The organism is Candidatus Berkiella aquae (genome assembly GCF_001431295.2).
Classification (GTDB): domain Bacteria; phylum Pseudomonadota; class Gammaproteobacteria; order Berkiellales; family Berkiellaceae; genus Berkiella; species Berkiella aquae.
This window is the reverse complement of the sequence record NZ_LKAJ02000001.1, coordinates 2960694-2981494: the sequence shown is the minus strand read 5'-3', so window position 1 is coordinate 2981494 and position 20801 is coordinate 2960694. Positions and strand designations below refer to the sequence as shown.

Genomic DNA, 20801 nt, shown 5'->3' with positions numbered 1-20801 from the left:
ATAGAGGTAACACCTGGCGAAGCTTTAAAGCAGACAGGTGTTACCACGTTTTAATTTTCGGTCGCGATAGCTCGGCTTGATTCATTCTTTCTAATGCAGAGGCGGTTTGGATTGCCAGTGCTTCTAGCATCATGACTTCATCACTTGAAAAAGTCTTTTTAGGATTTTGTGGCATAATGCCGATTACCCCAATAGCCGTATTGCCACTGACCAAAGGAAGGTAGAATCCTCTAGCACTTGGCATGGTATTGGTGCACATTCCTGCTTGTTCGTTATGACCAAAAGCCCATTGTGCGGCACTTTGTTCTTTGAGATCAGGTTTAATACTGGGATGAGAAGTCAGTTGCAAATGTCCAAAATGATCAGGAAGCCAAACTGTGACGGCGCTTTCAAAAGCTTCGCCAATATGATGAGAAACGACTTTCGCAATTTTTGCTTTACCTGTTGCTTGGACTAATTTATGACTGAGCGCATAAAGATCGGCTGTAAATTTTTCACGTTTGCGTGCGAGTAAATTTTGCGCTCGTAACTGAGAAGTTAAAGTACTAATGACAAGCGCGGTCAATAATAAGACTGCTAAGGTAACGATATCTCTTGGGTGGTAAGTATCCAGGGTATAATAAGGTTGAGTGTAGAAGAATTTATATAAAATGACACTGAGTATGGTTGCAATCATAGCGATAGAACGATCGCAAGTTGCCGCAACGAAAACAACACCCGACAGATAGATCATCACTACATTTTCAGGATTGAGCCATTCTTTAACAGGCATCCCAAATAGAGTACAACCAATAATAATCAATAAAGCACTAATGTATTGATGCCATGGTGCATAAGCGATAGTCATTCCTGTCGATTTTTTGCGTTCAGTATCTTCATTGATAACATAAATATCAATATCTTCGCTTTTATCAATAATGTCATAAACAATGTTGCCAAAAAGTTTTGTTTTTAATTTAGACATTTTCGCTTTGCTGAGCATAATTCTCGTAAAATTATTTTCTCTTGCATAGTTTAGCACTGCTTGGGCTACATTAGGTTCCTGAATCGTTAATGACGTAGCTCCCAACTGTTCAGCTAAGCGTATGGTTTTTTCAACATAAGCCTTTTCTTCATCTTGTAATTTATAGTAATCAGTACTTTCAACATAAAGCACAGTCCATGGACATTTTAATCGAGAAGCTTGTTGCTTTGCCATTCTAATCATTTTGGTTGAGATAGATTTGGGATTAATCCACACTAGAATTTTATCGGCAATTAGCTGGCGTTTACTATTTTGATATTTTTGATATATATCACGTAATGCATCGACACGCTCGGCAGTGCGTCTCAGTGCTATTTCACGCAATGCAATTAAATTCTCAATTTTAAAGAAATTATGTGCTGCACGTTGCTTGGCAAATTCACCCAAATACACTTTGCCTTCTTCGAGTCGTTTCAAGATGACTTCAGATGGAATATCAACTAAGATAATTTCATCAGCACTATCAAAAATAGAATCAGGGACAGTTTCTTTAACGTGAATTCCCGTTAAATTAGCGACGATATCATTTAAGCTTTCAAGATGTTGCACATTCAGTGTGGTATAAACATCAATGCCATGATTTAACACTTCTAAGACATCTTGCCAACGTTTGGGGTGTCTTGAGCTAACAGCATTGGTATGTGCGAGTTCATCAATTAAAAGAACATCGGGATTTTTAGCAATGGCGGCATCAATATCAAATTCTTTTAATGTGATCCCTTGATATTGAATTTCTTTTAAGGGTAAATGAGGAATACCCTCTTGCAATTTAGTCGTTTCGCTGCGACCGTGAGTTTCAATGATACCTGCAATAACCGTTTTATGTTCTTTTATTTTTTCCTGAGCGTTTAATAGCATCGCATAAGTCTTACCCGCACCAGCGCAAGCGCCAAAAAATATTTTAAGCACCCCTCGTCTCTTTTTGTCGTCTTTATGTTGACGCAATAGCAATTCAGGATCAGGTCTTTGAGTTTCCATGATGCTTTCGATTTACCTTATCAAGCGCGGTATTTAATTTTAAAACATTGACATGAGGAGGAGACAGCAATCCTAATGTGCTCGCGTTCTCTAAGACGATCTCTTGAATGATTTTTTCATCTAAGTTTCGTGCTTTTGCAATACGCGGTATTTGATATAAAGCACTGGCTACACTAATGTCAGGATCAAGCCCACTGGCAGAGGCAGTAACCAGATCAATCGGGATCATACTCGAGCTATTGGCAGAGCTTGCAATGAGCTTATTAACACGTTCTTTAATCAAATCATGTTGCTTTGGATTGGTTGGGTTAAAATTAGAAGGTTTTTCTAAAACACTAGGGCGTCCCCAAAAATGCTGTTCTTGTGTAAATGATTGACCAATTAGCCATGAACCTTGTATTTGATTATCAAGGATAATAAGACTGCCATTCGCCTTATCATGAAAAGTCATCTGTAAAATAAGTGTAATGAACCCGGGATAAGCTAATCCAAGCAAGACGGAGAAAAAGAATAAGAAAACGATGCTTGACCAAATTGTTTGTCGAAAAGTTGTCTTTTCCATTGCTGTCTCACAAAATCATTAATCGGCTAATAATAAGATCAATAATTTTGATCCCAATAAAGGGGGCAATAACGCCACCGAGACCAAATTTAAAGAGATTATTTCTAAGCAATTTATTTGCATTCATCGCATGATAACTGACCCCTTTCAGGGCAAGCGGAATCAATAAAATAATAATTAAAGCATTAAAGATGACAGCAGAAAGAATGGCACTATGGGGTGTTGTTAACTTCATAATATTTAATATGCCAAGCCCTGGAACCAGCGTGCTAAATGCTGCGGGCAGTATTGCAAAATATTTTGCAACATCGTTGGCAATACTAAAAGTTGTTAGAGCGCCTCGGGTCATCAACAATTGTTTGCCAATTTTAACAATTTCAATCAGTTTAGTAGGATCAGAATCTAAATCGATCATGTTTGCTGCTTCTTTCGCAGCTTGTGTGCCGCTATTCATGGCAACCGCAACATCAGTTTGGGCCAGAGCTGGCGCATCGTTAGTGCCATCACCCATCATGGCAACCAATTGTCCACTTTCTTGATAGCTACGAATCAATCTTAATTTTTCTTCAGGATCGGCTTCTGCAATAAAATCATCAACGCCGGCTTCCGTTGCAATGGTTGCTGCGGTGAGTGGGTTATCACCGGTCATCATAATACTTTTAATACCCATTGATCGTAATTCAGCCAGGCGTTCTTTTATACCTGTTTTTATAATATCTTTTAATTGAATGACACCCATGATTTTATCGTTGTCACAAACCAGTAGGGGAGTGCTGCCTAATTTGGCAATTTCTTCTATTTTACTGACGATAGTATCATCGATAACCACATTCTGTTTTGCAACATGTTTACTAATTGCATCTGTTGCGCCTTTTAGAATTTGGCGATTTTCAAGTTGAATGCCACTCATCCGTGTTTGGGCAGTGAACGGTATAAACGTTGCAGCTAAAGCCACAATATCCGTAGGTCCAATTTGATATTTTTCACGAGCAAGCGCTACTATACTTTTTCCTTCTGGGGTGTTATCTGAAATGGATGATAATTCAGCCGCTTCTGCTAATGCGGTGATACTAACCCCTTTAGCAGGATAAAAGGCAGCAGCTTGTCGATTACCTAAGGTAATTGTCCCTGTTTTATCGAGTAATAAAACGGTGACATCGCCGGCTGCTTCAACGGCACGACCAGATTGCGCAATAACATTACTCTGAATGAGTCTATCCATCCCTGCAATACCAATGGCGGATAAAAGGCCACCAATGGTTGTTGGAATGAGGCATATAAGCAGTGCTATTAAGACCGTTAAACTAATGAATTCACCCTGGTGTAAATTCATCGCACTAAAAATGGAGAAAGGGAGCAAGGTCATTGCGACAATTAAAAAGACTAAGGTCATGCCCGCAAGTAAGATGCTCAGTGCAATTTCGTTTGGTGTTTTCTTTCTTTTAGCACCTTCTACCATCGCAATCATTCTGTCCAAGAAAGTTTCGCCGGGATTTGAAGTGACGCGTACAATTAACCAATCAGATAAAACAATAGTGCCTGCTGTGACAGCATCTCTATCTCCACCTGCTTCACGAATAACAGGAGCACTTTCACCCGTGATAGCACTTTCATCAATAGAGGCAACGCCTTTTAACACTTGGCCATCTCCTGGAACGATATCGCCTGCTTCAATCAGGACGATATCTCCAGCATGTAATTCGGTTGATGAGCGAAGCAGATACTCCTTGCTATTTTGATTAACGAGTAATTTTGCAAGAATATCCCTGCGTGATTTCCTTAAGTTTTCTGCTTGTGCTTTACCGCGTTTTTCTGCAACAGATTCCGAAAAATTGGCAAACAATACCGTAAACCATAACCATAAAGCGATGTGAATTGAGAAATGAACAGGACCTTTAGGTGGGTGAGTATATTCATAAATTGCAATGAGTGTGGTTAATACACTGGCAATATAGGTCACAAACATGACAGGATTTTTTAACTGATATCGTGGAGACAATCTCAAGAATGCTTGCTGTAATAGTTTTAGCATTATTGCATACTCATCATATGAAAGAATTCAGAAATAGGCGCTAATGTGAGTGTTGGAATGTAGGTTAACAGTCCAATAAATAAAATGATTCCTGCGAGGAATAGGATAAATAAGGGTGAATGTGTTGATAAGGTACCTACCGTCGTTGGTGTTATATTTTTGGCGGCGAGCGAACCACTGATGGCTAGAACGAGCACAATAACGCCGAAGCGATTGAGCAACATGCAAATGCCAAGTAGGATGTTGTAAAATGGCGTGTTAGCTTCAAGTCCAGCAAATGCGCTGCCATTATTGGCAGAAGCTGATACAAATGCATAAATGATCTCACTGAAACCTTGAGCGCCTACATTGTGCATACTTTGTATGCCTTGTGAAGACATGATGGTGATTGTGCTACCAAAAAGTATAGTTATCACGGGAATGATGATGCACATTGACGACATTTTGATTTCAAAGGCTTGTATTTTTTTACCAAGATACTCCGGTGTGCGTCCAACCATGAGTCCTGCAATAAAAACAGTGAGGATGACAAAGAGGATAATCGAGTATAATCCTGTGCCGACTCCCCCATAAATAATTTCTCCCAGCATCATGAATAACAACGGTACTAGCCCACCCAATGGCGTATAAGAGTCATGCATGGAGTTCACCGAGCCATTGGATGTTGCTGTGGTTGCGCTGGCCCACAAGACAGAATTAACAATACCGAATCGGGTTTCTTTGCCTTCCATATTGCCGCCAGATTGTGTTTGACTTGCGCGCTGATCAATCGGTAGTACGCTCAAGAGCATATTTTCTTGTTGCTCCTGCTGCAGTGCAAAAAAGTAGAGTGGTATAAAAATGAGGGTCATGGTTAATAACAAGGCAAGTCCATGCCGCCTATTGTCCACCATCATGCCAAAGGCATAGCAAAAGGTAGCAGGTATTAACAAAATACTTAAACATTCAAGAAAATTAGTGAGAGCATTCGGATTTTCAAAGGGGTGAGCAGAATTAGCGTTGAAAAAGCCACCACCATTGCTTCCTAATTGTTTTATGGCAACTTGTGAGGCAACAGGACCACCTGGAATGGATTGCGTCACTGCTTCAAGATTAATGGCGGTGACATTGGAATTAAAATTTTGAATAACGCCTTGGGAACCTAAAATGAGTGCCAAAACAAGTGATAAGGGTAATAAGATATACAGTATGCCGCGTAACCAATCTACCCAAAAATTACCAATGAGATTGTAATTTTTACGAATGATGCCACGAATTAACGCAACGGCGACAGCCATCCCCATACTGGCGGATAAGAAGTTTTGCACGGTTAAGCCAAACATTTGGCTAAAATGGCTGAGTGTGGTTTCTCCAGCATAAGATTGCCAATTTGTGTTCGTGATAAAGCTTGATGCAATGTTAAATGCTAAATCATTGCTCAGATCGTCAAATTGCCCAGGGTTTAAAGGGAAGTAACTTTGGTATTTTAAAATGAGAAATAAGAGAACAAATCCTGCGAAGCTAGCACTTAGCAAGGCGATGGCATATTGTTGCCATGTCATCTCCGAATTGGGGTTTATTTTCGCAATACGGTAAAGTGTTTCTTCAATGGGATTAAACAAGCGACCGAGCATAATAGGCTGATTGCTGTAAACCCGTACAATATAACCACCCAAAGGCTTGAGTAACAGTGCGACGCAACCTAGCAGTAAGAAAAGCTGTATAAAACCATTGATGCTAGAGAGCGTTATCACGAGAAGAGCTCCGGCTTAAGCAAAGCTATCAATAAGTAAATAATTAATAAAAAGCCTGTTACACCTGAGATTAAATAAATTGCACCCATTAACTCACCAGATTTGTATGTTAGCTCACTATTTTTGCGCAGACTACTCCCTCTATTTAATATATAAGAATTTTGAAATCTCGCCTCTTTAAGGACGAGTGGTATATAGCCAATGCACTTCAAAATGCGAAGCATGAATTGAAGTGCGACCCTACGCGATGGGGGTTATCAGGGGGAGAATCGCGATTTTCCCCCTGATTGCAAGCGCACAGTTACTCTGCGCGTCTCATTCAAACAAGATTATACCGCTCGCTAGAAATTTGGAATCTCGCATTTTCAAGTACGAGCGGTATATACTAATGTAATTGAACTCAGACGGTTAGCGTATGATTATATTTTTAAATGGCACCTCTTCAGCAGGCAAGTCAACACTCGCTAGAAAAATCATGCGGCAATCGGCACGCCCATTTTTGTATTATTCCATTGATCATCTCGTCAATTATTGGATTGATGAAAAATTTGTTGCATTTGAAAATGAACCACGAGATTGGTTTTTTCATGAATTCTCACTAGATGACAACGGCAATCCATTAACACATATTGTTGATGGTCCTAATGCAATACAGCTTCATTGGGATATGATAGATGCATTAGCGGTATTAATTCAAAAAGGGTACGATCTCATAATTGATGAAGTGTTATGGGATGAGAAAATATTTGCGCGCTATGCTGATGCACTTTGTTTTGCTAATCGTGTTTATATTGTCAAAGTCGCTTGTGAATTACTGGAATGTGAACGACGAGAAAGTGACCGTGAAGACAGATTTAAAGGAATGGCAAGGGCGCTTTACAATCAAGTTTATTATCAAGAATTAAGTTATGATTTAGAAGTTGATACAACCGCTACTCAGCCAGAACAATTAGCATCTGTCGTTGTTCAATTTGTTGAAAATCATAAGACACCTCAAGCTTTTTACCAATATTTATATAAACATATAACGTTTACTCCGCTTACCGTTGAGCATTTTGATGATTTATTTCGTTGGCTTAATGCAGAACATGTTAGACAATGGTGGCCTCATGATAGTCACTGGACTCAAGCAGCCATACAACAAAAATATGAAACCTATGTTCAAGGTTACAAAACAATCGATAACACCACTAAACCGATTCATGCTTTTGTGATTGAATGTGCGAAAAAACCCATTGGTTATATTCAATTTTATGATGTTAATGATTTTCCACGTGATGGTTATGAGCTTGTTAAAACCAAAGATAGTGTTGCTGCGCTAGATATGTATATTGGTGAGGTGCAATATCTTAATAAAAATATAGCGGCTGTTGCGATTGCCGAATTTATGCAAATGCATATTAAGCCAAATTTTGCTGCTTGTTTTGTTGATCCCGACAGTGCTAATTTTGCGGCTATTCGCACTTATGAGAAGTGCGGATTTCGTGTGATGAAGACCTTAGAGAAACCTTCCATTACTTGTATGTTAAAACAGTTTTAAATACTAAAACCTGCCTCAAAAGGGTTATTTCTGAGACAGGTTTAAAATGCTATTGCTTTCGACCAAATTTGATAAGACCTACCACAACGACTAAGGCAACAATAATCAACAATAAGTTAATCATAGTTTTAGAGCGGCCTTCTGCGTCATTCTTCACTTGCGTTTCAGGGTTCTTTTGGAAATAATGAAAAACACCGGCTACACCGACACGAGCCATTTCATCATAATTCTTTTCTTGCAATTGTTTTGTTGCTGTTTGCACAATGTTGGCTAGCGATTTTTCATCTAAAATAGCAGACAATTTTTGATTAGGATAAATTTGAATATAGCCACTATCAGTAACATACAAAATAAGTGCACGGTATTCTGCTTTGGTTTCATGCGCATCTATTTTTTGCGCGAGTTCGCCAACCACTTTACTAGGGTCTTGATTATTTAAGCTAGGTAAAATGACTTCTTCGATTCGTAAATTACGTTTCTCATCGAGTTCTGTCAGCAATTTTTCTAATTTCTCTTTCATTGGTGCGCTGACAACATTGGCTTCATCGTGAACATAGTTCGCCTGTTGTGCCCATATGATGGAAGGGGATATAAAAAGTCCCACTATGACAACAAGACAACTCAGCATTTTAGTCAAAATTGTTTGATGTTGTGTTAATTTCAGCATAAATGGATACCTAATAAGAGATAAGTTATTAATAGAATAGATAACGATGAGTCTATCGTCTAACGATCTGTCTTAAAGCTGATATTATAAACAGTCTGCTATACTCAAATCATCGAGCGCTTAGGCAATTGAGAGTCGATATATTGAGATGGAAAGAGTGAATGAAAGGATTTAAATCATTATTACTATTGGCAGGATTAGGGCTTATTGCGATTAGTAGCTTTGCTCAAGATGTTAAAACCGCTAGAGTTGTTCCGCCCTTTAATCGCCAAGTACCTTGGGAAATTGATTTTAATAATAAGGCTAGCATCGAGGTAACACTCAAAGAAACATTTGGTTTTGTTTATGCTGAAGTGAAATTAAATGGACAGGGTCCATTTCGATTCTTAATAGATACAGGAGCGGATGCCAGTATCATTTCTTATGAATTAGTTAAAAAATTAAAATTATCTCCACTTGAAAGTCGTGATAGAAAATTTGAAACCTCCCATAAACAAGCCACTATCCATACGGCATTATATCTTATTGAAGAATTAGCACTGGGTGAGGCAACCTTAAAGCATGTTCCTTTTATTGCAAGTGATACAGCCAGTGATGATTTTCAGTTGTTGCAGGGGCTTGAGATCGAAGGTGTGATTGGTACCAATTTATTTCATGATGTTATATTGAAGCTGGATCTTCCTGAAAACAAATTAGTGATTAGTCACCATGATGCCTTATCCGATAAGGAAGTAGGTGAATTAGAAGTCAATAATCAATATTATCTGCCTGTAGTAAAAACGAAGGTGAAGCGTAAAGAGGGGATCTCAGAATATGATTTTTTAGTAGATAGTGGCTATAGCGGATATGTTAAAATGCCAGTCTGCTTTAAATATAAAGACCGCAAGCAAGAGGATAGCATTATGACTTATGATGTGTTTAGTCAAGCAAGTGCAGGATTTTTGTCGGAATTAGATGGCGTATTTATGATTGGCGGTAAAGAAATTGAGAACCCAAAAGTGAGATATGCTATTGGTGATTGTGAAGTAAAACAACGTTGGGGACTGATTGGAACACGATTTTTAAAAGATCAAGCGATTAGCATTGATCAAAAAAATCGTCGCGTTATTTTCCACTAATGATGTTCTTATCTTTATTAGCAAGTCCGGTTAAGAGATAATTTTTATTGCCTTGATAGTGAAACACAGCGAACTTTGCCTCTTGTAAATCAGGTTGACGTTTTTCCTGAAAGAAAAAAGTATGAGGCTTGATAAGGTAAGGTGAAAAGCGACTGGGGTGATACCGATATTGCAATAGCTTTTCATGAGGTCCAAGTTTTTCACCACTGTAAAATCGAGCAAATTGACCAATTTTATTTTCATCTGGCACGATGACAATATAACCTTGGTTACTTTGGGGTCGAGAATCATTTTTTTTGAGATCTTCTTCTAGCACATATCTAAAAGTCATATAGTCACCCTGCATTAAAGAACGTGGATCAGCAGGTTCTATGGCGAAATAGATAGAATCGCCTGATTTCAAGATCTGTTGTTTTTGATAGATCATGACATTAAATATGACGAAGATCAAAATAGTGACAATAAACAATGTTGCATCTCTAATCATGGTTCTTTATCCCAATGTTCGTGCAATAAAACCATGCGAGTTAATAATAAGATAGCGCCGCTACCTGCCAAAATGGCGGCTTTATGAGCAAGACTCAGTGATAAGTTATAATAAAAGTCGATAAGAAAGAACCCTAAAAAGAGTATGCCAAAGATAATAAGATTACGTCGATGTTTTTCATATCCAAGTAACATTAAACCCATTGCATAAAGAATGCCATTGGTTGTTATCATTCCTAGAATTAACAAGCTCAGGCAGCCTGCCGCAAATGAAAGCGTGTTTCTAGGGGGGGGCAGTTTAAGGAGTGAACACTGCAGGACAATGGCTATCGCCAATGTTAAATTAAAAACGATAATAGGGATATGCCATTTTGTAGTTTGAGAAAGCACATAAGGCATAGCAGATGAACAAAGTAGCAGAGCATAGATCCCTAAAGAGGTTAATCCTGAGTAGGTTAATGCTTCTAAGGAATACTTTTTATTTTTGGCGTTGATTAACCAACCGACCAAAGCCAATAACGCAATATAGACAAGATAAAAGAATATATTATGATGAAACTCAATAAGGGAGGTCAGCATGCATGCAAAAATGAATGCCAAAGAAGAGATAAAGCGATCAAATGCAATCGGAAATAAATAATAAGTCGGTATCGCAACGAGCGCAATACTCAATGTTGCCAGCCATGAAATACCAATATGAGGTAATTGATTATGCAATTCATGGGTAAGACCAATGGCAAAAAGGATTTTACCCATTAACATCAAAATACAGGTCAGCTGTTGGCTGAAACTGTGAAGTAGATCCTCAGCATTTTTTAAAAGATGATTAATAAGAATCGATATTATAATGGAAAGTACGCCAAATGTGATTAAGGATATGGGATTATCCCAATTAATAAGGCCTGATGCATACAGTAAACCAACCGCTGACCAGAAACCAACAAAGGCACCTATTCCTAATAATATATGAATGTAAAGGGGCACAGGATCATGATTCTCTTGGCACAGAATATAAGCATCAGCTTCATTTCTTTTGGGCAAGTAGTGATGATTTTCTAACCAATCCAGCAATAATTGAACATTTAAATCTTTCATCATGACACCCGTCGTCGCAAAATATAGGCACTAACTGAAAAAATGCCTAATATGGCTAATGTCATGAGTAAATTATTAAGCGTGGTATTCGTAATAAGTTTGTTTAGTATTTTAAAAACGATTTCACAAAAAATAAGACTAAAGCTAATAAGCGTCATCGCAAATACCCATGGATCTCTAAAATGATAGCGATAGTAATATAAAAATGCTATTTGCATCATCAATCCCAATAGTGCGCTATATAAACTCGAACCAGCTATAAACTCGTTACGCATAACGTAAATACTAATGGGAATAAAGCTGATGACGATGATAGCGAAAGTCAGTAAAATTCGGTGCCATCGACCTTGTAACCAATCGATCTTACGATTATAGAGCCATTCTCTTAACAATAATGCGAAGCCATTAACAAGAAGTAATAGAACATAAAGATAATATTGGTCGGCGGCTTGTATTGTTAATCCTTGTTCCCAAAATAAAATCACCGTGATATTGGCAAGTAGTAACCAAATAGCCCAAAGTGGTGTGAATTGACTAATCAAGACCAAAGGAAAAATAATCAATGCCCAAGCGAAAAACAACAGGTAACTATCGGCCCCTGTTTGGTAGATTTGCCCAAAAACCGCTAAAAAAACTCCGACGAGAATGCATCCGCCTGTTAAAAATAATTGACCCCGTAGATTATCGATAGCATAAGCCCAAGCACCAGCCAAGCAAACCAGTAATGAAACTTGAATGGTACTAAATTTATAATAGGTTGACATTTTCTCCCAGTTAAAGGCAAAGAAATAAACAATGCCTGCAAGAACAAATATCCAACCTAAGATCAACAAAATAGTTGAAATCCAATATCCCCAACGTAAGTGGGGATTAAGCAATGATAATCCGGCTTCTCTTCCTTGTTGTGATAGCAAGCCGTGCTCGTAGAGAGACTCTACGATTCCAGGATTTGCTTTTTCTTCAAGCAAGGTGATGCTCTCGTGATTATGACTCATGATGGCGCTTATTTTCATCATTAAAAATGGGACTATCACCTTGTTTTTCGGAAAATCTCACAAATTCTTTAGGGAATATACATACAGTGATAGTGTCAGGAGAATGATAAACAGAATTAGTCTGCCATCGTTGGAAGAATAGGAGGAACAGGGCAATTCAAGCAAGCAGCAATCGTACGCAGGGCTTGAGCCTCTTCAATTAAAATGCGTTGATCCACTTCGATAGCAATAAAACAGGCATGAAGTAGTTTCTGTTTGCTCAAAGGATCGAGTGTATTTAATTTTATCAGTAGTGCTTGAAACGCATTAATATCAATCGTATCGACCACTGGCTCCGGGATTACTTTCTTGGTAAATTGGCTCATTAATTGTTGATAAATCATGCTTGATGTTTGCGCATCATTTTTACCACAAAACAGAATGAAGCTAATTAATTGAGCAACCTCGGGTAATAAAGTTGAAATGTTGACAGGTTTGACGCGTGCTGAGGTCGAAGTGGCTGATTTTTTAATCATTGCAATTATGCTAAACGTCAAAAGGTTAGAATTGACTGCAGCAAGCGCTTCTAATGTGCTAATGACCTTTGTTTTTTCATCGTTATTTTTTTGCTTAAAGCTGGGTAGGGCAATATCAATAATCGGCAATGTGACTAAATTGGATAAAGCATTCAGTTGTTGATGGTATTGCAATACATGAGCAATGGTATTGTCATCAAGATACGTTTTTAAGAGGTTCTGCAAATAATCTTTGTTTTGATCAGAAGGAAGCATAATTGCGTAAAAAATCAATTCTACTTCTTGGCTGCTATGGCACACGTTCTGAATCTCATCAGGGATATCAGCAAGGATCTGCTTGGCATAATCAATATGGATTTGTTGGGGGTTTCCAATACTATTTTCTATCGCTTTCGCATCGGTTGCGGCAACCAGCATAGGTAAAACAGCATTGGTAAAGGCAGAAGCAGAGCCAAATCCGGGTTGAGATTTACGAGTGGTTTGTGGTGGCGTTTGGGCTTTTTCAGGCGTTTGTGAATAAATATCATCCCCTCCTAATGCCTTGATCCTATCTTCAAGAGGAGGATGCGAGGCCAATAAACTACTGAACCACATGCTTAACGAGGGGCCAAAGCACATATGGTTGACATCTTCCGCATGGCTTGATTGTAATTTAGAGCCTTGGGTTTGTATTGCTTTGAGAGCATTAATTAAACCTTGGGGATTGCGGGTGTATTGTACCCCACAAGCATCAGCAAGTGATTCTCGTTGCCTTGAAATAGCAGCTTTGATTAATCGTCCAAAAAATAACCCCACATAACCAATAATAAACAAACCCACACCCAAAATGATGATAACTAATGTGCCATTGCCTTTATTATCCGATGATGAATTTGATGAACGAGAATTAGATGAATACATGAGTGAGCGTAAAATAAATCCGCCCAGCTGTCCTATGGCAAAAATACCACCTAAAAGACCTATTAATCGTAAACTGATGCGCATATCGCCGTTAAAGATATGACTAAATTCATGACCAACGACACCCTGTAATTCATCTCGATTTAAGGTATCTAGTGCTCCTTTGGTGACAACCATGACCATGTCTTCAGGATGTTTGCCGGCCACAAAGGCATTAATCGCGGGTTCATTATCCATCACAAACAATAAAGGTACTGGTACACCTGAAGCAATCGACATTTCTTCAACAATGTTAACAAATCTTTTTTCTTTAAAATCTTCAACATTACTGTCAATCGGTCGTGCCTTAACCATTTGTGCAATGCTGATGCCGCCACCACGTGTTTGAATCATTCGTATCAAGGTGCCGATGCCAATAATCAATAAAATCACGGGGCTAATCGCAGCAGCGATACCAATCCCTATAACGGTCAATACTTGAAAATCAATTTTTCCTTGCTGAACTAAGGTTGCATCAGTACCATTAAGTGTAAAATGAATGGTGTTGGAAGAATCAGGGTAAGTACTAAAAAGGATTAATCCGAGTATCAAACAATCAATAGCGAGAATAATTAATATAATCGCCAGAATAAAATAGAATACCAACTTTGAGGTATGCTTCCTTGCTTTATCTTGGAGTTCAAAAAAATTCATTGTTACCCTTTATGATTGAGTAAATGAAACTTTTACAGGTTCCTTGGCTTCTTGATTGGTAATTTCAAAATGTTTGGCAGGTTCATAATGGAACATACCTGAAACGATATTATTTGGAAATTGTTGACGGTAAGTATTATAAACCATCACCGCATCGTTAAAGGCTTGTCTTGCAAAACTGATTTTGTTTTCGGTTGAAGAAAGCTCTTCCATCAATTGTTGCATCGTTTGATTCGCTTTTAAATCAGGATAATTTTCAGCTAAAGCAAAGAATTTTCCCATTTGTGCGGTAAGGCCTGTTTCTGCTGCATTTAATTGTTCCATTGCCGTTGCATTGCCTGGGCTTGCTGCAACACTGGTTGCCGCTGTTTTGGCTTGGTTACGAGCTTCAATAATCATGGTGAGGGTTTTTTGCTCGTATTGCATATATCCTTTGGCGGTTTCAATTAAATTCGGGATGAGATCATAGCGACGTTGCAATTGTACATCGATTTGAGCAAAAGCATTAACAAAACGGTTTTTTAGTTCAATTAAGCGGTTGTAGATGCCAACGGCATACAAGCCAAATAATACTACGACGCCGAGTATGATCAAAAGCGTGGTCATTATAAAGCCCCTTAATATTCAAGTACGAGTGGTATATACACATAACGACAGCTATATTCTTTGCATTCAATCATAGCTTAAACTCATATATAAAGGTGTTGTAACAGTTAAGTATTAAATGCTGCTTTTATCAACAGAATGTTACAAAAATGAGAGGGTTTTATGGGTGGTGCAACCAGTGGGCTGAAAGTATTTTTAGCAAATACTTATACTCTTTATTTAAAAACACAAAATTATCATTGGAATGTGATAGGGCCACATTTTCACAGTTTGCATAACTTATTCGAAGAGCAATATAAAGAATTAGCCAATGCGGTGGATGAAATTGCAGAACGAATTCGTGCCCTAGGAGATGTAACGCCTGGCAGTTTAGAAGAGTTCTCAAAATTAAAAACCATTTCCGAGGCAAAAACCCGAATCGATGATATTTCAATGATCAAAGATCTGATTGAAAGTCATGAAATCATTTGTAAACACGTGAACCTAATATTGCGCCAAGCCCAGGATGAACAAGATGATGTGACCCAAGATTTATTGATTGGGCGATTAAGGGTTCATGAAAAGACACTTTGGATGTTGCGGGCTTATGTGGTGTAGGAAAGCTTTAATGTGGCAATCATTATTGTTACTAGTGGTAATAGTGATTGTAACTAGTGGTAATAATGATTGTAACTTTGATATTGTTTACTGCTCAAGCCACCATCGACTTTGTTCTATGAGTTAAGATAAAAATCCCCCGCTCGCTTTTCAAGCGAGCTGCCCCCTTTTATTCAAAGGGGGCTTACAATCAATAGCGTCCTAAATAGCCCCCTTTGAATAAAAGGGGGCGACTCGCAGCATGCAGCTTTTCGCCTACGCTCATAGAGCGTAAGCGAAAAGCATTGTTGCGAGTGGGGGATTTTTATCTTAATTCATTCAGAACTTTGACAGTAATGACGAAACTCACCCAATAAATTTACAATGAGGCCGCTTGTATTTTCTCTTGCCCTGAAATAACAGGCTGATATTCTATAACCAGCTCATGTGCTTTGCGCAAAGTTTCAGGTGTGCCAATATCAATAAAAGGTGCATGATTATCAACAACGGCAATAGATTTGCCTTGTGCAAGCCACATTGGAAAGCAATCGTATTCTAAACTACTTTCTTTATCGGTACTCATATCGGCTAGTAATTCTTTGCGCAGTAAATAGACACCTGCATTAATAGAACCCTTACCTGGTTGTTTCTCTCGGAATGCGACCAAACGTTGTTGCTCGTCTACTTCTAAGGTACCAAAGCGCCCTGCATTGATTAAAGGGGTACCAAAAATGATGCCATCGAGCTGTGGTTGTTGTTTTAGCATTTGTAATGCAGGACGAATATTCGACAATAAAATAGAATCGCCATTGACAATCAGGGTATAAGGAGAAGGAAATCGTTGTGCACAAAGCGCAGCAGCGCCACCTGTGCCTAATGGCCGAGATTCAATCACCACATCGATGCAAAGCGAAGGATCCACACTTGCCAATTGCTGTGCAAAGGCGGCAATTTTGTCGGCATATTGAGCACCCGCAGAATAGACAATATGGGTGAACCCTTGAGATTTGAGCCATATGGTTAGCCAATACAAGAAAGGTTCTTTGGCAACCGGAATTAAAGGGTTAAGAAGGTGTTTTCCACCAACGAGAATGATTGCGACCATGCAAATGACTTCTTCCATGCTTTACTGCAGAATAAAAACACAGAGAAAATACCCATATTTGCTGATTGTTGCAAGGCTTTTAACAAATTAATTGATTTGCAGTAAGCATAACAACTTTTAGCTTATTTCGTTATTTGAAAAAAACTTTAAAGTTGTTTGGTTTCTAAGTAATGTTATCTAGATAGGATTTATTTGTTAACCAACGATGATGGCAATGGGTTTTAAGTTGTTTTTACGAATGAACCGGGTAAAATCTGCGAGGTTATTGATAGATAAGGCTTAAAGGGGCAAGGTAGTGACGGAGAGTATAAAAAGAGCGCTAATCACAGGTATCACAGGCCAAGATGGCTCATACCTTGCTGAGTTCTTACTCGAAAAAGGGTACGAAGTACATGGTATAAAACGTAGAACGTCACTTTTTAATACTGATCGTATCGATCATCTCTATCAAGATCCACATGTTGCAAAACGCAGGTTGGTGTTGCACCATGGTGACCTGACGGATTCTAGTAGCCTTATCCGCATTATCCAACAGGTTCAGCCCGATGAAATTTATAACTTAGCAGCACAAAGTCATGTAGCTGTTTCATTTGAAGAGCCAGAGTACACTGCGAATGCGGATGCGATAGGTACCTTGCGTTTACTCGAGGCTATTCGAATCCTTGGTCTTGAAAAGAAGACACGCTTTTATCAAGCATCGACATCAGAGCTTTTTGGGAAAGTACAAACCATCCCACAAAACGAAGCAACCCCATTTTATCCGCGATCGCCTTATGCGGTTGCAAAGCTTTATGCGCATTGGATCACCATTAACTATCGCGAAGCCTATAATATCTTCGCTTGTAACGGTATTTTGTTTAATCATGAATCTCCCGTTCGTGGAGAAACCTTTGTAACACGTAAAATCACTCGAGCATTAGCGCGTATCAAACTAGGTTTGCAAGATTGCTTATATTTAGGAAATCTGGATTCATTGCGAGATTGGGGTCATGCAAAAGATTATGTTGAAATGCAATGGCTGATGTTACAACAAGATAATCCCGATGATTATGTGATTGCCAGTGGTGAACAACATAGTGTGCGCGAATTTGTCACTATCGCCGCGAAAGAATTAGGTATTACGATGCGGTGGGAAGGCCAAGGTGAGCAAGAAAAAGGGTTTGATGCCGCTTCCGGTGCTTGCCTTGTTGCGGTTGATCCTCGCTACTATCGTCCGACTGAAGTGGATACCTTATTAGGTGATGCGACTAAAGCAAAACACAAATTAGGCTGGACTCCTAAAATTTCTTTTGAAGCCTTAGTGAAAGAGATGGTTGTCGAAGATTTTAAATTAGCGCAAAAAGATGCACTCTGCCAAAAAGAAGGCTTTAAAGTATTTGAGTATCAAGAATAATTTATGAAACATGATGACAAAATCTATGTGGCAGGGCATTCAGGACTTGTCGGTAGCGCCTTGGTTAAGGCGCTACGTTCAAAGGGCTATCGGCATATTATCACTCGCACTCATGCAGAATTAGATTTAACCGATCCTGTCGCGGTTAAGCAATTTTTTGCACAACAAAAACCAGATTATGTATTGTTGGCCGCCGCCAAGGTGGGTGGTATTTGGGCAAATGATAATCTTCCCGCAGATTTTATTTTACAGAATTTACAGATTCAGAATAACGTCATTTTAGAGGCTAAAGATAATCACGTTAAACGATTATTATTTTTAGGATCATCGTGTATTTATCCTCGTCAATGCCCACAACCGATTCTTGAAGAATATTTGCTGACAGGTCCACTTGAGCCGACCAATCGTCCCTATGCCTTAGCGAAAATTGCAGGCATTGAAATGTGTTGGGCATTTAATCGACAGTTTGGCACACAATACTTAGCGGTGATGCCTACCAATTTATTTGGTCCCGGTGATAATTACGATCTGAAAACATCCCATGTGATTCCTGCCTTAATTCGCAAAATGCATGAAGCAAAAATCGCAGGTGATTCTGAGATGGTTGTTTGGGGAACTGGAACCCCTAAACGAGAATTTTTATATAGTGATGACTTGGCAGATGCTTGCGTTTTCCTCATGAATTTACCGGATGAACATTTTATCCCGCTAGTCAGTTCTACAGAGATTGCGCCAATTATCAATATTGGTTGTGGCGAAGATTTAACTATCGCCGAACTTGCCCATCTGATTGCCAAAGTGGTGGGCTTTGAAGGAAAGCTGCATTTTGATACTTCCAAACCCGATGGCACGCCCAGAAAACTATTGTGTGTTGATAAAATCCACGCTTTAGGCTGGCGTTCCAATACACCCTTAGTTGAGGGATTAGCGCTTGCATACCGTCTTTTCCAAGAAAAAACCCTGACATCACCCTCAAGAGCAGTCAGTGTATGATGAAAATCATACGCAAAATGCTTTCTTTCTTTGATACGAAAGATAAAAAAAAGCTATTGGGACTATTGCTTGGTTTTTTGTTGGTGGGGTTGGTCGAAATGGCCTGCGTGGCCTCGATTGCACCTTTTGTTGCGGTTGTCTCGCAACCTGAAATCATTCATAACAATGCTCACCTTCATCATTTTTACCAGTTTCTTGATTTAGGCAGTGAACATCGTTTCATGGCCTTCTTAGGGGTTACTGTTTTTGCCTTTGTGATTTTAGGGAATATTTTTTCTGCTATCATGTTGTGGCTTTTGATGCGCTTTAGCTTTTCTCAAGGTGGAAAGTTATCAACGCGTCTACTCAAGCAATACTTATTAGAGCCCTACGCTTTTTATCTAACGAATAATCGTTCGGAAATGACCAAAACCATCTTATCCGATGTTTTTAAAGTCATTTTGGGTGTATTGATTAATGGCATGCAGGCGATTACCAAATTATTGGTCATAGTTTGTATTTTTGTGTTGTTGATGTTTGTTGATCCTATTTTGGCATTATCAGTCAGTAGCGTCTTAGGCGGGGCATATGTTGGCTTTTATTTGCTACTTAGCCGAAAAATGGCAAGAGCAGGTTCAATCGCTTCTTTAATTAATGCTAAACAATATCAGATTGTGAATGAAACCTTGGGCGTTATTAAAGAGATAAAAGTTTTAAAGCGAGAAGGGGCTTTCCTGACAAAATTTCGCCAGGTTGCCGAAAAATATGCCAAGGTTGAATCTGTCAGTTACATTATTCCACAATTAACGCGTTATACGGTCGAAGCAATCGCTTTTGCGGGTATTTTACTTATTGTCATTTATTTGATGAAAGTGAAGGCTGATATTTCACAATTATTGCCACTGCTGGCTTTATATGCTTTGGCAGGGTATCGATTGCTCCCTCCTATGCAACAGGTATTTACAGGATTAAGCTTAGTCAAATTTCATGCGCAATCGCTGGAAATTTTAAGCAATGCCCTCAAGGAAAAACATCTTTCGTTAGATTGGCAAAGCCAAACCCTTTCACAGCTACATTTCAGTAACAGTATTGCGCTAAAGAATATCGCTTTTGCTTACCCTAATACGCAACAAGCCGCTATTAACGATATCAGCATACACATTGCTAAAAATACCACGGTGGGCTTTGTTGGGACGACAGGTTCTGGCAAGACCACAACCGTTGATATTATTTTAGGATTATTAATCCCCACTATCGGACAAATTGAGATTGATGGTGAGCCGCTGTCACTCGCTTTATTAAATCGCTGGCAACAAAATTTAGGTTATGTGCCTCAAAGCATTTACCTGACCGATGATTCAGTTATGAATAACATTGCGATTGGTGTACCGCCCGAACTCATTAATGAAGAAGCGGTAGTGCGTGCTGCTAAATTAGCGAATTTACATGATTTCATTACCCAAGAAATGGCGCAAGGTTATAACACGTGTGTGGGTGAGGGCGGTATTCGTTTAAGCGGAGGACAGCGCCAACGTATTGGTATTGCTCGTGCGCTATACCATGATCCGGAAGTGCTTATTTTTGATGAAGCCACCAGCGCTTTAGATGGTGAGACAGAACAAGTCATTATTAAATCAATTAAAGAATTAGCGAAGCAAAAAACGATTATTATCATTGCACATCGACTGACGACGGTAAAAGATTGCGATTGCATCTACTTTTTTGAAAAGGGCAAAATTATCGATCAAGGTACTTTTGCAGACTTGGCTAACAACAACAGCAAATTTAGAAAAATTGCGAATTTGGCATAA

The 20801-nt window shown here is 38.9% G+C and carries 18 protein-coding genes; 6 read left to right on the top strand and 12 right to left on the bottom strand.

Annotated elements, in window-relative coordinates; translation table 11 throughout:
- Positions 1 to 40: 40 nt before the first annotated feature.
- The 5 genes from HT99x_RS13020 to HT99x_RS15990 are packed head-to-tail and all read right to left on the bottom strand — an operon-like array spanning position 41 to position 6418.
- Positions 41 to 2002 (bottom strand): DUF4118 domain-containing protein, encoded by a 1962-nt coding sequence (locus HT99x_RS13020; RefSeq protein WP_075065492.1) that lies wholly within the window; start codon positions 2000 to 2002, stop codon positions 41 to 43.
- Positions 1983 to 2564, bottom strand: a complete 582-nt coding sequence (gene kdpC, locus HT99x_RS13015; RefSeq protein ID WP_075065493.1) for a potassium-transporting ATPase subunit KdpC — start codon at positions 2562 to 2564, stop codon at positions 1983 to 1985. The genes HT99x_RS13020 and kdpC overlap by 20 nt, the downstream gene beginning before the upstream one ends.
- Before the next feature lie 7 nt (positions 2565 to 2571).
- Complete coding sequence (kdpB, locus tag HT99x_RS13010; protein ID WP_075065494.1) at positions 2572 to 4596, bottom strand: potassium-transporting ATPase subunit KdpB; 2025 nt, start codon at positions 4594 to 4596, stop codon at positions 2572 to 2574.
- The gene (kdpA, locus tag HT99x_RS13005; RefSeq protein WP_075065495.1) at positions 4596 to 6329 is read right to left on the bottom strand and encodes a potassium-transporting ATPase subunit KdpA; all 1734 of its coding nucleotides are present in this window, start codon (positions 6327 to 6329) and stop codon (positions 4596 to 4598) included. The genes kdpB and kdpA overlap by 1 nt, the downstream gene beginning before the upstream one ends.
- A complete protein-coding gene (locus HT99x_RS15990) occupies positions 6326 to 6418 on the bottom strand; it encodes a potassium-transporting ATPase subunit F (RefSeq protein WP_102134630.1) in 93 nt (30 codons plus the stop codon). The genes kdpA and HT99x_RS15990 overlap by 4 nt, the downstream gene beginning before the upstream one ends.
- 326 nt (positions 6419 to 6744) lie before the next feature.
- On the opposite strand from HT99x_RS15990, the gene HT99x_RS13000 reads away from it, so the two are divergent.
- Entirely contained in the window at positions 6745 to 7869 is a 1125-nt protein-coding gene (locus tag HT99x_RS13000) for a GNAT family N-acetyltransferase (RefSeq protein ID WP_083482804.1), read from the top strand.
- Between the two features lie 49 nt (positions 7870 to 7918).
- Here HT99x_RS13000 and HT99x_RS12995 read toward each other — a convergent pair whose 3' ends face one another.
- Complete coding sequence (locus tag HT99x_RS12995; protein WP_075065496.1) at positions 7919 to 8536, bottom strand: TPM domain-containing protein; 618 nt, start codon at positions 8534 to 8536, stop codon at positions 7919 to 7921.
- A 161-nt stretch (positions 8537 to 8697) separates the two neighbouring features.
- On the opposite strand from HT99x_RS12995, the gene HT99x_RS12990 reads away from it, so the two are divergent.
- Entirely contained in the window at positions 8698 to 9654 is a 957-nt protein-coding gene (locus tag HT99x_RS12990; protein ID WP_075065497.1) for an aspartyl protease family protein, read from the top strand.
- Here the strand turns inward: HT99x_RS12990 and HT99x_RS12985 are convergent.
- The 5 genes from HT99x_RS12985 to HT99x_RS12965 form a co-directional block, all read right to left on the bottom strand.
- Entirely contained in the window at positions 9641 to 10141 is a 501-nt protein-coding gene (locus HT99x_RS12985) for a GDYXXLXY domain-containing protein (RefSeq protein ID WP_075065498.1), read from the bottom strand. The two genes, HT99x_RS12990 and HT99x_RS12985, sit on opposite strands and share 14 nt — an antisense overlap.
- The gene (locus HT99x_RS12980) at positions 10138 to 11238 is read right to left on the bottom strand and encodes a DUF4401 domain-containing protein (RefSeq protein WP_083482805.1); all 1101 of its coding nucleotides are present in this window, start codon (positions 11236 to 11238) and stop codon (positions 10138 to 10140) included. Before HT99x_RS12980 ends, HT99x_RS12985 begins: the two co-directional genes overlap by 4 nt.
- Entirely contained in the window at positions 11235 to 12230 is a 996-nt protein-coding gene (locus HT99x_RS12975) for a DUF2157 domain-containing protein (protein ID WP_158003358.1), read from the bottom strand. Before HT99x_RS12975 ends, HT99x_RS12980 begins: the two co-directional genes overlap by 4 nt.
- A 116-nt stretch (positions 12231 to 12346) precedes the next feature.
- The gene (locus HT99x_RS12970) at positions 12347 to 14338 is read right to left on the bottom strand and encodes a M48 family metalloprotease (protein ID WP_075065501.1); all 1992 of its coding nucleotides are present in this window, start codon (positions 14336 to 14338) and stop codon (positions 12347 to 12349) included.
- Between the two features lie 9 nt (positions 14339 to 14347).
- Positions 14348 to 14944, bottom strand: a complete 597-nt coding sequence (locus HT99x_RS12965) for a LemA family protein (RefSeq protein WP_075065502.1) — start codon at positions 14942 to 14944, stop codon at positions 14348 to 14350.
- 162 nt (positions 14945 to 15106) lie between these two features.
- Here HT99x_RS12965 and HT99x_RS12960 point away from each other — a divergent pair, with 162 nt between their 5' ends.
- Positions 15107 to 15541 (top strand): ferritin-like domain-containing protein, encoded by a 435-nt coding sequence (locus HT99x_RS12960; RefSeq protein ID WP_075065503.1) that lies wholly within the window; start codon positions 15107 to 15109, stop codon positions 15539 to 15541.
- Positions 15542 to 15899: 358 nt separating this feature from the next.
- Here the strand turns inward: HT99x_RS12960 and HT99x_RS12955 are convergent, their stop codons facing one another.
- Positions 15900 to 16625, bottom strand: coding sequence for a sugar phosphate nucleotidyltransferase (locus tag HT99x_RS12955; protein WP_158003359.1), 726 nt, complete (start codon positions 16623 to 16625; stop codon positions 15900 to 15902).
- 307 nt (positions 16626 to 16932) lie between these two features.
- Between HT99x_RS12955 and gmd the strand changes: the two genes are divergently transcribed.
- From gmd to HT99x_RS12940, 3 genes are read left to right on the top strand one after another with little or no spacing between them, the layout of a single operon-like run.
- Entirely contained in the window at positions 16933 to 18018 is a 1086-nt protein-coding gene (gene gmd / locus HT99x_RS12950) for a GDP-mannose 4,6-dehydratase (protein WP_075065533.1), read from the top strand.
- 3 nt (positions 18019 to 18021) lie between these two features.
- Positions 18022 to 19011 carry an NAD-dependent epimerase/dehydratase family protein gene (locus HT99x_RS12945; RefSeq protein ID WP_075065505.1) on the top strand — a complete coding sequence of 330 codons (990 nt, stop codon included), beginning with the start codon at positions 18022 to 18024 and terminating at the stop codon, positions 19009 to 19011.
- Positions 19008 to 20801, top strand: a complete 1794-nt coding sequence (locus tag HT99x_RS12940; RefSeq protein WP_075065506.1) for an ATP-binding cassette domain-containing protein — start codon at positions 19008 to 19010, stop codon at positions 20799 to 20801. The genes HT99x_RS12945 and HT99x_RS12940 overlap by 4 nt, the downstream gene beginning before the upstream one ends.

Bases quoted from the DNA above. Each gene is read 5' to 3' on its own strand.
- HT99x_RS13020 (WP_075065492.1), bottom strand. From the start codon at position 2,002: ATGGAAACTCAAAGACCTGATCCTGAATTGCTATTGCGTCAACATAAA.
- kdpC (WP_075065493.1), bottom strand. From the start codon at position 2,564: ATGGAAAAGACAACTTTTCGACAAACAATTTGGTCAAGCATCGTTTTC.
- kdpB (WP_075065494.1), bottom strand. From the start codon at position 4,596: ATGCTAAAACTATTACAGCAAGCATTCTTGAGATTGTCTCCACGATAT.
- HT99x_RS15990 (WP_102134630.1), bottom strand. From the start codon at position 6,418: ATGGGTGCAATTTATTTAATCTCAGGTGTAACAGGCTTTTTATTAATT.
- HT99x_RS13000 (WP_083482804.1), top strand. From the start codon at position 6,745: ATGATTATATTTTTAAATGGCACCTCTTCAGCAGGCAAGTCAACACTC.
- HT99x_RS12995 (WP_075065496.1), bottom strand. From the start codon at position 8,536: ATGCTGAAATTAACACAACATCAAACAATTTTGACTAAAATGCTGAGT.
- HT99x_RS12990 (WP_075065497.1), top strand. From the start codon at position 8,698: ATGAAAGGATTTAAATCATTATTACTATTGGCAGGATTAGGGCTTATT.
- HT99x_RS12985 (WP_075065498.1), bottom strand. From the start codon at position 10,141: ATGATTAGAGATGCAACATTGTTTATTGTCACTATTTTGATCTTCGTC.
- HT99x_RS12980 (WP_083482805.1), bottom strand. From the start codon at position 11,238: ATGATGAAAGATTTAAATGTTCAATTATTGCTGGATTGGTTAGAAAAT.
- HT99x_RS12975 (WP_158003358.1), bottom strand. From the start codon at position 12,230: ATGAGTCATAATCACGAGAGCATCACCTTGCTTGAAGAAAAAGCAAAT.
- HT99x_RS12970 (WP_075065501.1), bottom strand. From the start codon at position 14,338: ATGAATTTTTTTGAACTCCAAGATAAAGCAAGGAAGCATACCTCAAAG.
- HT99x_RS12965 (WP_075065502.1), bottom strand. From the start codon at position 14,944: ATGACCACGCTTTTGATCATACTCGGCGTCGTAGTATTATTTGGCTTG.
- HT99x_RS12960 (WP_075065503.1), top strand. From the start codon at position 15,107: ATGGGTGGTGCAACCAGTGGGCTGAAAGTATTTTTAGCAAATACTTAT.
- HT99x_RS12955 (WP_158003359.1), bottom strand. From the start codon at position 16,625: ATGGTCGCAATCATTCTCGTTGGTGGAAAACACCTTCTTAACCCTTTA.
- HT99x_RS12945 (WP_075065505.1), top strand. From the start codon at position 18,022: ATGAAACATGATGACAAAATCTATGTGGCAGGGCATTCAGGACTTGTC.
- HT99x_RS12940 (WP_075065506.1), top strand. From the start codon at position 19,008: ATGATGAAAATCATACGCAAAATGCTTTCTTTCTTTGATACGAAAGAT.